Source organism: Leptospira ainlahdjerensis, assembly GCF_016919175.1.
GTDB classification, from domain to species: Bacteria; Spirochaetota; Leptospiria; order Leptospirales; family Leptospiraceae; genus Leptospira; species Leptospira ainlahdjerensis.
This window is the reverse complement of the sequence record NZ_JAFFPU010000041.1, coordinates 51,943-65,821: the sequence shown is the minus strand read 5'-3', so window position 1 is coordinate 65,821 and position 13,879 is coordinate 51,943. Positions and strand designations below refer to the sequence as shown.

General features: G+C 42.9%; 16 protein-coding genes. 11 read left to right on the top strand and 5 right to left on the bottom strand.

Translation table 11 applies throughout. The annotated features are described in order from the left end of the window. Positions 1 to 8: 8 nt before the first annotated feature. Positions 9 to 569 carry a GNAT family N-acetyltransferase gene (locus JWG45_RS11685; RefSeq protein WP_205279881.1) on the top strand — a complete coding sequence of 187 codons (561 nt, stop codon included), beginning with the start codon at positions 9 to 11 and terminating at the stop codon, positions 567 to 569. 52 nt (positions 570 to 621) lie between these two features. On the opposite strand, the gene JWG45_RS11680 is transcribed toward JWG45_RS11685, so the two are convergent. Then, the gene (locus JWG45_RS11680; RefSeq protein ID WP_205279880.1) at positions 622 to 1,251 is read right to left on the bottom strand and encodes a zinc finger Ran-binding domain-containing protein; all 630 of its coding nucleotides are present in this window, start codon (positions 1,249 to 1,251) and stop codon (positions 622 to 624) included. A gap of 150 nt (positions 1,252 to 1,401) precedes the next feature. Between JWG45_RS11680 and JWG45_RS11675 the strand changes: the two genes are divergently transcribed. Continuing rightward, positions 1,402 to 2,214 carry an LIC13305 family lipoprotein gene (locus tag JWG45_RS11675; RefSeq protein ID WP_205279879.1) on the top strand — a complete coding sequence of 271 codons (813 nt, stop codon included), beginning with the start codon at positions 1,402 to 1,404 and terminating at the stop codon, positions 2,212 to 2,214. Positions 2,215 to 2,531: 317 nt separating this feature from the next. Here the strand turns inward: JWG45_RS11675 and JWG45_RS11670 are convergent, their stop codons facing one another. After that, a complete protein-coding gene (locus JWG45_RS11670; protein ID WP_205279878.1) occupies positions 2,532 to 3,422 on the bottom strand; it encodes a LysR family transcriptional regulator in 891 nt (296 codons plus the stop codon). 99 nt (positions 3,423 to 3,521) lie between these two features. On the opposite strand from JWG45_RS11670, the gene leuC reads away from it, so the two are divergent. The 5 genes from leuC (at position 3,522) to JWG45_RS11645 (ending at position 8,559) form a co-directional block, all read left to right on the top strand. Then, positions 3,522 to 4,934: a 3-isopropylmalate dehydratase large subunit gene (gene leuC, locus JWG45_RS11665; RefSeq protein WP_205279877.1), complete on the top strand. Its 1,413-nt coding sequence runs from the start codon at positions 3,522 to 3,524 to the stop codon at positions 4,932 to 4,934. Next, entirely contained in the window at positions 4,931 to 5,524 is a 594-nt protein-coding gene (gene leuD / locus JWG45_RS11660) for a 3-isopropylmalate dehydratase small subunit (protein ID WP_205279876.1), read from the top strand. Before leuC ends, leuD begins: the two co-directional genes overlap by 4 nt. 594 nt (positions 5,525 to 6,118) lie before the next feature. Then, complete coding sequence (lpxD, locus tag JWG45_RS11655) at positions 6,119 to 7,132, top strand: UDP-3-O-(3-hydroxymyristoyl)glucosamine N-acyltransferase (RefSeq protein ID WP_205279894.1); 1,014 nt, start codon at positions 6,119 to 6,121, stop codon at positions 7,130 to 7,132. A gap of 125 nt (positions 7,133 to 7,257) precedes the next feature. Continuing rightward, positions 7,258 to 8,163, top strand: coding sequence for a DMT family transporter (locus JWG45_RS11650; protein ID WP_205279875.1), 906 nt, complete (start codon positions 7,258 to 7,260; stop codon positions 8,161 to 8,163). 210 nt (positions 8,164 to 8,373) lie between these two features. Then, positions 8,374 to 8,559 (top strand): hypothetical protein, encoded by a 186-nt coding sequence (locus tag JWG45_RS11645; RefSeq protein ID WP_205279874.1) that lies wholly within the window; start codon positions 8,374 to 8,376, stop codon positions 8,557 to 8,559. Between the two features lie 94 nt (positions 8,560 to 8,653). On the opposite strand, the gene JWG45_RS11640 is transcribed toward JWG45_RS11645, so the two are convergent. Continuing rightward, positions 8,654 to 8,875, bottom strand: coding sequence for a hypothetical protein (locus JWG45_RS11640; RefSeq protein ID WP_069609078.1), 222 nt, complete (start codon positions 8,873 to 8,875; stop codon positions 8,654 to 8,656). Between the two features lie 56 nt (positions 8,876 to 8,931). After that, positions 8,932 to 9,540, bottom strand: a complete 609-nt coding sequence (locus JWG45_RS11635; protein WP_205279873.1) for a tetratricopeptide repeat protein — start codon at positions 9,538 to 9,540, stop codon at positions 8,932 to 8,934. Positions 9,541 to 9,780: 240 nt separating this feature from the next. On the opposite strand from JWG45_RS11635, the gene JWG45_RS11630 reads away from it, so the two are divergent. Together JWG45_RS11630 and JWG45_RS11625 are read left to right on the top strand one after the other, a co-directional pair. Further along, complete coding sequence (locus JWG45_RS11630; RefSeq protein ID WP_205279872.1) at positions 9,781 to 10,389, top strand: hypothetical protein; 609 nt, start codon at positions 9,781 to 9,783, stop codon at positions 10,387 to 10,389. 170 nt (positions 10,390 to 10,559) lie between these two features. Beyond that, positions 10,560 to 11,177, top strand: coding sequence for a hypothetical protein (locus JWG45_RS11625; protein WP_205279871.1), 618 nt, complete (start codon positions 10,560 to 10,562; stop codon positions 11,175 to 11,177). On the opposite strand, the gene JWG45_RS11620 is transcribed toward JWG45_RS11625, so the two are convergent. Next, positions 11,174 to 12,076 carry a LysR family transcriptional regulator gene (locus JWG45_RS11620; protein ID WP_205279870.1) on the bottom strand — a complete coding sequence of 301 codons (903 nt, stop codon included), beginning with the start codon at positions 12,074 to 12,076 and terminating at the stop codon, positions 11,174 to 11,176. The two genes, JWG45_RS11625 and JWG45_RS11620, sit on opposite strands and share 4 nt — an antisense overlap. A 98-nt stretch (positions 12,077 to 12,174) precedes the next feature. Between JWG45_RS11620 and JWG45_RS11615 the strand changes: the two genes are divergently transcribed. Together JWG45_RS11615 and JWG45_RS11610 are read left to right on the top strand one after the other, a co-directional pair. Further along, entirely contained in the window at positions 12,175 to 13,164 is a 990-nt protein-coding gene (locus JWG45_RS11615; protein WP_205279869.1) for a zinc-dependent alcohol dehydrogenase family protein, read from the top strand. A 108-nt stretch (positions 13,165 to 13,272) separates the two neighbouring features. Further along, positions 13,273 to 13,821, top strand: coding sequence for a glutathione peroxidase (locus tag JWG45_RS11610; RefSeq protein WP_205279868.1), 549 nt, complete (start codon positions 13,273 to 13,275; stop codon positions 13,819 to 13,821). The last annotated feature ends 58 nt before the right edge of the window (positions 13,822 to 13,879 follow it).

Sequence of the window (13,879 nt, the reverse complement as noted above, 5' to 3'; positions counted from 1 at the left end):
AGAGTTTTATGCAGATCGAAAAGTATCGGATCACTTTGGAAGCTTCGACTTTAGAGGATCGAAGAAGGTTTTATAATTGGTTGGTTCATCCTGAATTGGTAAAATTTATGATGGGCCCGCCGATCTTTCCTGAAATTAAAATTCCTTCTTGGGAAGAATTTCAAGAGGACTATGAGGATTATTTTTTCACCGGAACCCGTCCGGATTTGGGAAGGTGTTATCGGATTCTCAAAGACGGCGCAGCAATCGGTCAGATTAATTATGCGATCGAGATGGAGAATTCAAAAATAGCAGAGCTCGATATTTGGCTTTCGGATCCGAAAGAATGCGGTCATGGATTCGGAACCCGCGCGGTTCGCATTTTGAGTAGAATCTTGTTTGAGGAATTTTCCTTGGACGAACTTGTGATTCGACCTTCCGAAAGAAATCCGAGAGCCGTCCGAGTTTACGAAAAAGCGGGGTTTCGCAAGGCGGAGATAGATATCGAGTCAGCGAATCGGCTCTATGGAAAAGGTGATTACTACGATGACGTTGTACTGATTCTAAAAAAGGATACTTTTTATTTTTGATGTTTATTTTCCGGGAATTCGAAAATATGCAAAATTCAAAATATCCTAATGTTTACTTCTTTGATCGTCCGCGAAGCGAAAGTTGGGACTGGGTAAAAAGAAGTATTCCCGCGATGAGAAAATATTCCATAAATCGAACTCCTAAGATCGCAGGAAGTTGAATGCGGGAGATTTCCTTTGCGTTTTGATCGTAGCAGGAAAATGCCTGAGTCCTATCCGTTCTTCCTGGAAGGGGGTGGCTGATTTGTACGGATCTTTGCATCGTTGTGGAGCTCGGACAAAAATATCGAAAGGGAAAGTTGTATAAATAATTTCCAGGTTGATCCAAAGACATACCCATGATCGAAAAGAAAACGATAAAAACCGCTTTTGCCGGAGGCCCAAACTGAGATCGTATCGCGGATCTCGCCCCAAAATACCCGCCAATCAGCAAAAGTAGACCTGCAAATCCTTCCAGATGGGAAATGGCAGTGATCAATAAGATTGGGGTAATAATCACCGCGCCTAAGCCCAAGAGGATGATTAAGATCCAACCAAAGGTGCCTAACGTTCCTATTTTTTGGAAAATTGAAACTGAGGAATCCGTCGTTTGAACGTTGACTCCTTTTGTGTTACCGCACTGGGCGCAATGCTGCAAGTCGATCGGATTTTTATATTCGCAGTGATGGCAGATCCATTTCATAAATTATATTTTGTGCGAACTCCATTTTAACTTTCTAAGAAGAACGGCAAGATTTTTTCGCAAATGGATTTGAGTTCGAACGGGCGTCTTATAAATATCTCAAGTTATCAATTGCACTCAATTCTCAAATTCGCATCTGTATGACAAAGTATGAATCAAAGAATTGTTACTAAGATCGCGATCCTGCTCCTACTTTCAAATTGCGCCCATAAAAAAGAAGTTATAGACGAATCTTTTTTGTTCTTATTATTACCAAAGCCGGACCGAGCCGAGAATTATGATCGTGACGTTCAGATCATTACTCATACGGAAGCCTCCTCCGATTCTTTTAATTGCAACGCTACTTATGCGCAGGAAGACGTAGAACATTATTCGTTCATTCTTCGAGCTCAAATTGCAAAATACCCCCGAGGTTATTGGATTAAAAGCAAAGTGGAGAAGGTTGTACTTTGCGCCAATTTAACCGTAGGCGGTGTTGCTGTAGGAGGATTTATGGATCCTCTGTCGAACCGTATTTATATGAACGTAAGCGCGGGTATTACAACGGGAGTTATGGACGATTATATCGATAGATCTATTCACCATGAAATCACTCATAATTTCGATTTCACGTTACGCGGTTTTCTTATGGACGTTCATTCGGATTGGGTTTCGCTCAATACGGTCGAATATTCAACGAACGTGGACTGGTCTTCGCCAACGTTACTTCAGTTTAATAATCCGGTTCCAGGTTTCGTGACGACTTACTCGGCCTCGAATGTCGCTGAAGACTATGCGGAAATAAGTTCGGGGTTGATGGGGCCTCAATTCAATTATAATCAGCTGATTCAGATTTGCCAAACCGATCCAGTGGTAGCGGCAAAGGTGAAGTTGATGATAACGGATATGAAGAATTTTTGGCCTTTCCCCGGTGCGGAAGGCACATTCTGGAAAACCAAAGTTGAGACTACTTCCTGTCCTTGATGCTATTTCGTTTTTTCTCAATCCTTCGAAGTTAAGAATAATTTGTGTCTTGGTTGGAAGCAGGAAAAGATTTCTGCCGGATGGAACGATTGTAAGGTCCATTTTTAAATCTGCGGGAACGCGGAGGATCCAATCAAAGAGATTCATCCTCCACGATTATTCGTCCGTTTTTTTTGGGGAAACGATTTTACGATAGAGTTCCGTTGATTCTAAAATAATATTCGGACTTCGTATTTCGGGTTTGAAACGGTTTGTTTGAAGGCTTATTTGGGTGAAAATGGATACATTAGAATATTATGTAATTCTATATGAATCCGTTAAACAAAGGAATCAAAACGGCTTCTTGCCTCGTGTACCAATTCTTCCGCCAATTTTGATAATCCGGGACGAACCGATTTTTTATGACAAAGAAAAAAACTTCTTTCAGCGATCAATTCCGGAATCGAAATCATCCTGAGTTTGGGTGAAAGGCTGTATTCTGATAAGAATCCGATTCCTAAACCCGCCTCCACACTTTTGATCACGGACTCCACGCTTCGGAGTTCCATTCCGATTTTCGGACGAAATTCTTTTCCCAAAGACCGGATCCTTTTTTCCACCGCCCTACGAATCGCAGAAGCCGGATGAAAGAATACGAATGACTCTTCTTTGATGTCCTTTAGACTCTGCTTTTTCTTTTGGAAGATCGGATGTGTTTTTAAGGCAACAGGAACGATTCGGTCCGTTAAAAACTCTCTCGAAATCAATCCGGGCTCGTTTACGGGGCCGGTGAGAATTCCCAAATCAACTTCGTTTAATAAAATCGCTTCCTTGGTTTCTAAGGAATCGCCTTCTCTTACGGACAATATAAGGTCGGGATGTTCCTTCCTGATTTTTTTAAGAATTTCCGGAAGAATCCACGCAGATACGGTTCCGCCGGCAGAGATCGAAAATTCTCCGGAGAGTTCTTTTCCGGGTTCTTTCATTCCCGATTTTAATTCTTCCCATAACTCCCTCATCTTCAACGCATAACCTAAGAAAATTTCTCCTTCGTGAGTAAGTCTGATTTGTCTCGGGCCCCTTTCGAATACGAGAGAACCCAGTTCCTTTTCTAAAAGAAAAATTTGGCGGGAAAGAGCAGGTTGGGTTAAACCAAGTTTGGAAGCGGCTTTTTGGAACGTGCCCGCGTCTCTGATTTCGAGGAAATATCGGATCTGTCTGAATTCCATTCAATCTTCAATATATAACTTTTAATTATAATGTCAATCAATCATATTTATTTGCATTATGGTTTTGTTTCTGCTATTGTTTATTCTTCGGAGGAACCGATGACGGGTAGAACGCTGTATGATAAGATCTGGGATTCCAGAATCGTAACGCAGGATGGAGAGGAAGATATACTGTATGTCGATCGACATCTCCTGCACGAGGTGACTTCTCCTCAGGCCTTTACGGCGCTGAAGGATAAAGGAAGAGAGGTACGAAAAAAGGAAAGAACGTTCGCGGTTATGGACCATAACGTTTCTACGAGGAATCGTGAATGGAGCGGCGCGGGATCCGTTTCTCAAAGACAAATGGAACTTCTCGCGGAAAACTGCAAAACTTTCGGGATCGAGCTTTTGGATATAAATCATCCCGATCAAGGAATCGTCCACGTCGTCGGTCCGGAGATGGGGCTTACGTTACCCGGAACCGTAATTGTCTGCGGAGATTCTCATACTTCGACGCACGGGGCGTTCGGATCTTTTGCGCTCGGGATCGGAACTAGCGAGATAGAACACGTTCTGGCTACTCAGACGATCCGTCTTAAAAAATCGAAAAATCTTTTGGTGCAAGTTGTTGGAAAACTTGCACCCGATGCGAGTGCGAAGGATTTAGCCCTTTATTTGATCGGAAAAATCGGAACGAATGGGGGACAAGGATATGTGATAGAATACGCGGGTGAAACGATTCGAAATCTTTCCATGGAGGGAAGGATGACTCTTTGTAATCTTTGTATCGAGGCGGGCGCGAGAGCCGGTTTGATCGCTCCGGATCAAACTACTTTCGATTATTTAAAAGGAAAAGATCGTTCTCCAAAAGGAGAAGAATATAATAGAAAAGTTGAATATTGGAAAACACTCAAATCCGATTCGAACGCCGTCTTCGATAGGACAATCCAATTGGATGCGAGCGAGGTTGTTCCTATGGTCACTTGGGGGACAAATCCGGGCCAGGTTGTTCCGGTTAGCTCCGTTGTTCCCGATCCCGATTCTTTTACGGACTCAGAGGCAAAAGCCGCCGCAAGACGTTCTTTGGAATATATGGATCTGAAAGCGGGGCAAACTATGAGTTCCGTAAGGATCGATAAGGTTTTTATCGGTTCTTGCACGAATGCGCGTATAGAGGATATCAGAAAGGCCGCGCAGATCGCTCGGGGGAAAAGAGTTTCGTCTAACGTGCGGGCGATCGTGGTTCCAGGATCCGGAAGAGTAAAACGTCAAGCGGAAGAGGAAGGTTTGGATCGAGTCCTTCTCGCTGCGGGTTTTGAGTGGAGAATGCCCGGTTGTTCCATGTGTCTCGGAATGAACGATGATTTTTTGAAACCGGGAGAACGTTCGGCTTCTACTTCCAACAGAAATTTCGAAGGGAGACAAGGAAGGGGAGGAAGAACCCATTTGGTCAGTCCGGAAAGCGCAGTCGTGGCGGCGATCCTCGGAAGATTAGGAACGGTCTCTGAATTGCAGGAGGTAAGAGTATGAGTCAATCTTGGAATTATCATAAGGGAATTGCGGTTCCTCTTTATCTAAAAGACATAGACACGGATCAAATTCTTCCGAAACAATTTATGAAAAAGATAGAGCGGAGCGGTTTTGGAAAGCATCTTTTTCATAATTGGAGATATTTGGATGAAGATGGATTGAAAGAAGATCCGGATTTTGTGCTCAATCAAGGACGATATCGAAACGCGTCCGTTCTTGTATCGGGTGAGAATTTTGGATGCGGTTCCAGCAGAGAACACGCGCCTTGGTCTCTTTCCGATTTTGGATTTCGTGTAATCGTCGCGCCTTCTTTTGCGGATATATTTTTCGGGAATTGCGCCAAAAACGGAATCGCGCTTATAAAACTCTCGTTAGCCGAAGTGGAAGAAATTCTCGCTTTTATCCACGAAAACGAAGACGCAGAAATTGTAGTCGATTTACAAACGTTAGTCCTCGTTGCTGGGAAAAAGACTTATCGTTTTACGCTTTCTCCTTCTTTGGTGGAGCGAATCACGAATGGTTGGGACGATATCGATCTTACGATGAAGTCCTTATGTAAAATTGAAGAATTTGAATCCTCTCTTATTTGAAAATACGATTTTTCGTGAACCTTCAATCTTTGGACTTAACGGATTGAACGTTCCTTTTTATCAAAAAATCAAAATAGGTTCCAGCAAGTTGGAAAATCTTTTTTCGTTAGCCTCTCATAAAGGACATAACCTTATCCACAAGTTGAGAGGGATATACAATGAGAGTGTCCTGCGAGAATGGGTTTTACAGGAGTTCCTACACGGGGGTTTTTGCTTGCAAAATTAGAATTTTGTGATAGAAGAAAATCTCCGGAATTTTTCCGCCACCCACCCCTCCACCCGAAATTTGGGTGGGGCGCGCCGCTTTCACAGAGGATTGTCGTAGTTCCGACAAGGCTCTTCTTGAAGTTCCAAATACTTTTCGGTAAGGGTTATGCATAAAGGAAGGTCGGAATCCGCACTCAAATTTTTGTTTTCAAGATAACGAACGGCGTCCGGTTTGAACTGAAATTATAAAAATATCATTTTATAAAAGCATCTGTTGAGTGAGTTGTGTAGTTTTTTATTCTATAAGTAAGAATCGTTTCTTTACGAAATGGGAAATCTAAAAAAACGAGTTGAGTCCTTTTTTTGAATTCTAAAAATTTGATTATCATGAAAGCGAAAGATTTAGCGAAAACCCTTGGGTTGGAATTAAAAGGAAACGGTGAGCAGGAAATAATCGGTGTTGGTGATATCGAAAATCATTCCCGGGTTCAAGCGGATAAAATTTATTATTTCGAAGCGAAGAAATATTTCAGTTCGAATCCGAAAGCAAAGCAGGTTCAAATCGCCCTCACAATTCCTTCTTTAGTTTCCGAATTTTCTTCGGCCCTCATTGTTCCCGAAGGTTTTGCAAGACTGAAATTTATCGAATTGCTTTCCCTTTTTGAGAAAAAACCAAAAACGCTACCTTCGATTTCGATAAAGGCGAGTATTCATCCGAGCGCGAAGATCGGTAAGAATGTTACAATCATGGATTTTGCGGTGATTCAGGAGAATGCGGAAATTGAAGATGGCTGTCAAATTTTTCCAAACGTCGTGATCGAAAGCGGAGCCAGAATCGGAGAAGGAACGATTCTGAAATCCGGAGTGATCGTTGCATACAATTGTATTTTAGGAAAATATAATTTGATTCATCCGAATACGGTGATTGGCGCCGACGGATTCGGGTTTTATGATAAAGGCGGTGTCCGTTACAAGGTTCCTCAAATCGGGAATTCAGTGATCGGAGACTATGTGGAGATGGGGGCTTGTTGCACCGTAGATCGGGCTACGATCGAAACCACTTCCGTCGGCAATCACACGAAGTTTGACGATCACGTTCATATCGCTCACAATTGCAGAGTGGGAAACTTTGTTTACATTGCGGGAGGAACGGTTTTGGCAGGTTCGGTTACTCTGGAAGACGGAGTGATCATGGGCGGTCAAGCGGCAGTTGCTGAGGGAATTACGATGAAGAAAGGATCCATTCTTATGGGAATGTCCGGACTAACGGAAGACAGCGATGAAAAAGTCGCCTATTTTGGAATTCCCGCAAAACCGGCGTTAGAGATGCATCGAATCCATTCCTCCATGTCAAAACTACCCGAGCTCGTAAGAGAACATCGAAATCGAAACAAGGGTTGATTCTTTTTGTGAAAGGGATCTTGCTTTTCGAACTGAAGAATCGTTTTTGAGAAAAGGACGGATTCCTAAGTAAGGATTGTATCTGATTTTCGATTTCTGAAATTGGTAAAAGGGGCCGCTCCTTTATGCAATCCAAGACTAACACAAAATTTTACTTCTTATTAGTGATCTCTATGATCTCATGGGGTTTTGCTTGGCCTTCCGCCAAGTTGATCGTTGGCGATCAGCACCCGAACGTAATCATCTTTTGGAGATTTTTGGCCACAGCCGTTTCCCTTTTACCCGTTGTCTTTTGGAGAAAGGAATCATTTCGATTACCGAGTTATAGAACCTTTTTTCAAGTCGTAATCGGAGGAATTCTTTATACGGTCTATAACCAGTTCTTTTTTTTGGGTTTGAACAACGGGCTCGCAGGAGCAGGTGGAGTTCTGGTTACTACGATGAATCCGATTTTTACATACGTGCTCGTTCATTCGTTTCAGAAAAAATTACCCGGTGGAAGAGAAGCGATCGGTCTCATTTTCGGATTGTTGGGAGGTTGTATTCTGCTTCGGATTTGGAATTTGGACTGGAACTCCTTGTTTCAATCCGGAAATATTTTCTTTCTTCTTTGTGCTTTTAGCTGGGCCTTTTTGAGCATGAACAGTCACAGCACAGGGCAAAACATTTCTCCGCTCGTTTATAGCTTTTACGTTTTTACGATCGGAACGATTTTGGATTTTTTTCTTGCGATCCCTTACGGTATCTCGAACGCGCTTAACGCAGGTTTCGGTTTTTGGATTCATATTTTGTATCTTGCGGTAATTTCGACTACGTTTGGAACCACGGTTTATTTTTTTGCTTCTTCCAAGTTGGGCTCGAGAGTCGCGAGTTCCTTTATCTTTTTGGTGCCGGTCACAGCTCTGTTGGGGAGTTGGATTTTTTTGGGGGAGGTTCCGAGTTTTACCACGACGATCGGAGGATTTTTTGCTGTGCTCGCGGTGTTTCTTTTGAATCGAAGTAAGCCGGAAGAGAAAAAAAGCGAGACTTGAAGTTTTCGTCCATCAAGAAAGATTGCATGAAAATCAAGAGCAAAAAATGAAAAATAGATTCTTTCCACTTTTGATCAAAGCTTTTGCCGGGAAGTAAACCGACTCAACTTCGGAAAAAACGGTTTTACTGAAAGTTTGTCCGAAAACCTAAAATGTAGGAACTCCAATCCGAATTTAACAAGGTTTATCGTCCATTTACGGAGGAAATTTGTGGGAACTCCCCCGCGTTTTTGGTTCCGTGCCTATCTGCGTGTTAAAAACGATTTCATGGAAGGTTTCGGGGTAAATTCTTATAAAACCCTCGCGTTAGGAAACTTTGAATTTCTAAGATTGGAAATGCCCGCGCTAAAACGGGGTTCGTTTTTTGAAAGTATAGATTCTCATTCTTTCTTTTGATCAGAATGAGAACTCAAAACAGGATTTTATGAGCAATTTATAAAAATGTAAATTATGAAAACTGAATTCTTTTGAAACGAGCTCTGGAAAAATTTCAGCCCCAGCGGCTTTGGTAATAATGATTTCCGGAAGGCGCGATTTCAAAACCTTCAGGGTGTTCGACAACAAGGCTGGATTCTTTTAGATCCTCCAGGTGAGGTCTGAGTTGATAGGCAGATTTGGCCGTGTTGATTTCCAGATCTCCCATCGTGATCATCCTTCCTGATTGGGAGGCGTGATAGATATCCTGAAAAATTTGCGTGGAGAGAGGATTCATAACAAAAAGAGCCATCCTTATCTTTCAAGTGCGATTCTTCCGTTGTCAAAACGTTTTTATTTTTCCTCGCAGAAACTCGAATATTTTTTTAATGTATCTTCGGCAAGGATGGCGGAATCCGTTTCCCTTAATTGACGATAGATTTCGATCACGGATTGAATGTCGATCCGAAACTGACATGTATTGCCGATTCTGGATTGAGCGATCGATCTTAGATACAAAGTCAGCGCGTATTCCTCACTTTGCTTTTCTCCCAGTCGTTCTCGAATTGCTAAAGACTGATCATAGAATCGGATCGCGGCTTTGTAATCGCGAAATTTCTGTTTGATAGCGCCTAACGTGGTGAGTTTACTCGCAAGTTGTTTTAGATTTACAGGAGAATATCGATTCCATTCCTCTTCGATTTTTAAAATTTCCGATTTGCCGTAGTTTTCTTCTGGACGAGCGTTCGTTTCGTGATTCGGTTCGGGGAAAAGCTGAATTTTCGGAGCGGTTTTTGTTTCTCTATGGATGGATTCCTCCATCTTTTGTTTTTGTTCTTCTGATTTTTCCATTGAATTCTCAAAGTAGACGACTCGACCTTGAAAGTCCTTGGGGAACAAAGGCTCTTTCATCAGGGTTAGTATGAGAATCATGAGTAAAATCGCTTTTGTCTTCGATTGCATCTTACTCATTAGGATGCAGGATTTGGAAAAAATTACAAGAATCCCGTTCTATTTCCACGTTAGAGATCGCAAAGCGATGTTAAGAATGTATTAGAATTCGCTTTTTCCTAACGAAACGATTTCTTGAATTGAAATCGAAATTCTTTCTTATTTTGTGTTTTAGTTTTTTTATCGAATCCGTCTATTTTTCAAAGAAAAAGAATGGAAAAGGAATCTTCTCTAGTGGATAATCGTGAGCCTATGCGCAAAAAGAACCACATGCCTGAAACAAGAAATCCAACCGAGCTCGTAGAATTTCTTTCCAAAGAAATGGAAAACCCTGCGTTTGACGAATGGCTTTCCGAGCTTGCCGATAAGGCGATCGAAAACGATAAGTTTGTATGGAGTTTTTTGTATCAGGTGATGAGGGACGCCGATTCCGGAAGACTTTCCTGGGGTTATCACAAAAGGTTTCTCTCGGGAGTAGTGCAAATTCTTTCCAGAGTCGGGGATAGCCGGGCTTATCGCGCGATCATCAATTACGTAAAGTCCTTGGATCGTCAGATCCCGATCGGCGCATTGGAGTTGATCACAGACTTGCTCCCTTCTTTTGCGGAAGTGGACGCGGACGAAATTTTAAAAATCGCCTCCCTTTCGGATCCTCTCAAATCCGCGTTTGGAATTCTCGCTCTCTTTCAATTGATCGTACAAGATAAGCTTCCGGCCGATCGTGTGGAAGAAGTAAAAAACTTCCTTAAAAATTATAAGAACTACGCTTATTATTTGGAATCCGTCATCGAACAAGCTCAGGATCATTTGGAAAAAGACGATTCCAATATTCTTACTTTTTTTGAAGGGATAGCGGTTTAGAGCCGAGTTTTTCTTTTTTTCCATTTCGACAAAGATAAGAACCGGGTCTTTCGGAAGTCTCGGTTCTTTTTTTATTTCCTAAGAGTCCACTTCCGTTTAAAAAGAATTCGACCTTTTTACAAGTTTCAGTCATTCTTTGCAAAATCATCAAAGAATATTAGGAGATTAGAATGAACCTTGTACTGAAGGGAATTCAATTTTTAGATCGATTTTCGATCTTGTATAGAATCGGCGGCGTCGGCCTGAGCGCCTTCGTCATTTTGGGAATCGCGGTTCCCGACATGAAGTTTCATTCCGCAAAAAAGAATAAAACCGAATTTACGTTTGCGGAATTCGTTTCTACGCCTGCGGATCAGATCCCAAGGTATATCAAGATCAAGGACGGGGTTGTTCCTGCAAACAACTACGTGATCTCCACAAAAAAGGATCGTCTCCAGCACATCACGTATCCGGTCGCAACTCTTGACAAAGCCGGATCGAAAAAGGTCAAAGTGATCGTAAAAGACAGCGCGGTAACTCAGGAAGAACTCGACAATGGAACTTATTTTTCCTCTCCTGCGTTTGCGATTGAAGGAAGATTTAACGATACTTCTTTGGACAGCGAATCGGAGAAAATTTATAAGGACATGGGATATGTTTTGGATACGCCGATCTATTTGATCGAAAGAGGAAGCGAACCCTTGGGATTTTTTCCTGCGTTGGGTCTTGCGATTGCGGCCTTTGTTTTCGGAATTTTTGTAGCGGCTTCCTTGTTACCCGAATCCGTTTTAAGAAAAATATTTCCTTAAAAACCGCCCCGTTTTCCCGGAAATATTTTGGATTCTAAAAATTCCCCGAATCGGAGAACTCGTTTCGGCGGTTTCTCTCCGGAAGGAAATAGAAGGCAGACGGAAGCTTCGCTCTGCCAATGATGATTCGGAAAAATTCTTTTTATTTTTCCGGATTCGATCTGCTCTTCCACATCCCAGATAGACCGAAAGAGAATTCCGGATCCACCTCTCGCGATGAACTCTGCGAGAAAGGATCCGTTGTTCGATCGGATTCCTCTGTCTCCTGATAATTCGGAAATTGTCTTTTTCAATTCGGGAATTCTTACGTTCGATTGTTCGTCCACGAATAGGATAGAATGTTTTGCCAAATCGGAAAGGCGGGAGGGAGTTCCTACTTTTTCCAGGTAATTCGGAGAAGTTACGGCGATGATTCGGTTCGGCAAAAGAACCCTACAACGTTCTCCTCGAATCGGCTTCATGATACGGATTCCCAGGTCAAAGCGGTCTTCGATCAGATTGAACTTTTCGTTTCCGAACACAACTTCCAATTGAATTTCCGGGTTTTGATTTCGAAACTCCGCGAAGAGGGGAGGCAAAATCCGGGTTGCGAACGGGGCCGGCGCCGTAATTCTAATTTTCCCTTTGAGTTCCTTCTCAAAAACGGTTTCCTTTTCGGCGGCGCGGAGTTCCGTCAGAATTCTTTCAGCGCGAAGTCGAAAACGATTTCCCGCTTCCGTCAATCGGATCGTCCTTGTAGTCCTTTCAAAGAGAGTCACCTTGAGAGCCCTTTCGAGTCTTGAAATTCTTTTGCTGATCGTCGGCAGGGAGGATCCGGTTTTTCTTGCGGCCTTCGCAAAATTTCCTTCTACACAAACCGCTTCGAATAACTCTAAGTCCAAAATACTTTCGATATTCATTCTTTCCAATTTAGAAATAATCTCTTTCAAATTCAAGCCATTGTGGAAAGAATCAATTTCTGTTAGAATCATTTCAAAATTAATTGGAGAATGTTCCCATGAAAGCAATGATCATCCGCAGTTTCGGCGGCCCCGAGGTTTTTGAAGAAGGTGAAGTTCCAAAGCCCGCAATTCTTCCGGGTCACGTTTTGATCAGGGTCAAGGCGACGAGCGTAAATCCGGTGGATTACAAAATTCGAAAGTTCGGTCCGGCGATCGCGCCCGCTTTTCCGGCGGTTCTCCACGGGGACGCCGCCGGAGTAGTTGAAGAGGTGGCAGATAACGTTTCTCGATGGAAAAAGGGGGACGAGGTTTTCGGTTGTGTGGGGGGATTGATCGGAACCGGCGGCGCTTTGGCGGAATACATTCTCGCGGATGAAAGGTTGATCGCGCAAAAACCGAAAAATCTGAGTTTCGAAGAAGCCGCGGTTCTTCCTCTGGTTTCGATCACTGCGTGGGAAGGTCTTTTTGAAAAAGGAAACCTTCAAGCTGGAAATAAAATTTTGATTACAGGAGGAGCGGGCGGCGTCGGACATATCTCAGTTCAACTCGCACGCTGGGCGGGTGCGAGAGTTTTGGCGACCGCAACCGGAGAATCCAAACAGAAACTCGTCTTAAAACTCGGAGCCGAAGCCGTGAGCGGAAGGACGGAAGCCGAGATTCAAGAGATCGCTCTCAAACATTTCGGCTCGTCGGACTTCGATCTTGCTTTCGACACAGCTGGAGGTAGCGGATTTGAAACCGCGATTTCAATGGTAAAAAGAAAAGGAAAGGCGATTACGATCAACGCGTCCGGAACCTTTGATCTCGGAAAGGCACATTCTAAAAGTTTGGATTTGGCCGTGGTCTTTATGTTGATTCCTCTTTTGTATGACGAAGGAAGGGAAAAACACGGTTCTATTCTGAAAGAAATTTCCAGGCTCGCGGAAGCGGGGATTCTGCGTCCGATTCTCGATCCGGAAATTTTCTCCTGGAAACGGATCGGAGACGCACACCGGAAATTGGAAGAGGGAAAAAGTTTTGGAAAGATCGCGGTGGTGATCGACTGACGCGCCTTGTATTCTCATCCGCAATAAAGAAAGAAACCGAAAGATTTGAAAAACGATTGAAGCAAAACTGCATTTCGATTTAAACTCTTTTGCAAGAAGGTATCATCCATGCAGTCGAAACTTTTGATCCTATTTTTCGTTCTCGGAGTTCTTTTCCCTGTCGCCGGAGCTTTTGCGAAAGAAAGTTTCTACGATTTCAAAGTAAAGGACATCCAAGGGAATGAAGTTCCTCTTTCGAAATATAAAGGTAAGGTCGTTATGGTCGTAAACGTTGCTTCGAAATGCGGCTACACTTATCAGTATGACCATCTCGAAAAGGTTTATAAAAAATATAAGGACCAAGGATTTGTGGTCGTAGGTTTTCCCGCGAATAACTTTGGAAGCCAGGAACCCGGTTCGGACAAAGAAATTGAAACCTTTTGTAGAATTCAAAAAGGCGCTAGTTTTGATATGATGTCAAAGATTTCCGTCAAAGGAAAGGATCAACATCCTCTTTATCAATATCTCACGAAAAATTCTCCAAACCCGGGAGATGTACAGTGGAACTTTGAGAAAATTCTTATTTCCAAGGATGGAAAGATCGAGGCTCGTTATCCTTCGGCGGTGGAACCGGACAGCGCGGATGTCTCTCGGAAAATCGAAACTCTTCTCAGATAAGAAAGTTCCATTGAATACAAAATCCAAATTTCGTTTCGTAATTTTCGGCTCGATTCTT

What these genes read in the sequence shown, in the direction of transcription:
- JWG45_RS11685 (WP_205279881.1), top strand. Translation starts at nt 9, where the DNA reads ATGCAGATCGAAAAGTATCGGATCACTTTGGAAGCTTCGACTTTAGAG.
- JWG45_RS11680 (WP_205279880.1), bottom strand. Translation starts at nt 1,251, where the DNA reads ATGAAATGGATCTGCCATCACTGCGAATATAAAAATCCGATCGACTTG.
- JWG45_RS11675 (WP_205279879.1), top strand. Translation starts at nt 1,402, where the DNA reads ATGAATCAAAGAATTGTTACTAAGATCGCGATCCTGCTCCTACTTTCA.
- JWG45_RS11670 (WP_205279878.1), bottom strand. Translation starts at nt 3,422, where the DNA reads ATGGAATTCAGACAGATCCGATATTTCCTCGAAATCAGAGACGCGGGC.
- leuC (WP_205279877.1), top strand. Translation starts at nt 3,522, where the DNA reads ATGACGGGTAGAACGCTGTATGATAAGATCTGGGATTCCAGAATCGTA.
- leuD (WP_205279876.1), top strand. Translation starts at nt 4,931, where the DNA reads ATGAGTCAATCTTGGAATTATCATAAGGGAATTGCGGTTCCTCTTTAT.
- lpxD (WP_205279894.1), top strand. Translation starts at nt 6,119, where the DNA reads ATGAAAGCGAAAGATTTAGCGAAAACCCTTGGGTTGGAATTAAAAGGA.
- JWG45_RS11650 (WP_205279875.1), top strand. Translation starts at nt 7,258, where the DNA reads ATGCAATCCAAGACTAACACAAAATTTTACTTCTTATTAGTGATCTCT.
- JWG45_RS11640 (WP_069609078.1), bottom strand. Translation starts at nt 8,875, where the DNA reads ATGAATCCTCTCTCCACGCAAATTTTTCAGGATATCTATCACGCCTCC.
- JWG45_RS11635 (WP_205279873.1), bottom strand. Translation starts at nt 9,540, where the DNA reads ATGCAATCGAAGACAAAAGCGATTTTACTCATGATTCTCATACTAACC.
- JWG45_RS11630 (WP_205279872.1), top strand. Translation starts at nt 9,781, where the DNA reads ATGCGCAAAAAGAACCACATGCCTGAAACAAGAAATCCAACCGAGCTC.
- JWG45_RS11625 (WP_205279871.1), top strand. Translation starts at nt 10,560, where the DNA reads ATGAACCTTGTACTGAAGGGAATTCAATTTTTAGATCGATTTTCGATC.
- JWG45_RS11620 (WP_205279870.1), bottom strand. Translation starts at nt 12,076, where the DNA reads ATGAATATCGAAAGTATTTTGGACTTAGAGTTATTCGAAGCGGTTTGT.
- JWG45_RS11615 (WP_205279869.1), top strand. Translation starts at nt 12,175, where the DNA reads ATGAAAGCAATGATCATCCGCAGTTTCGGCGGCCCCGAGGTTTTTGAA.
- JWG45_RS11610 (WP_205279868.1), top strand. Translation starts at nt 13,273, where the DNA reads ATGCAGTCGAAACTTTTGATCCTATTTTTCGTTCTCGGAGTTCTTTTC.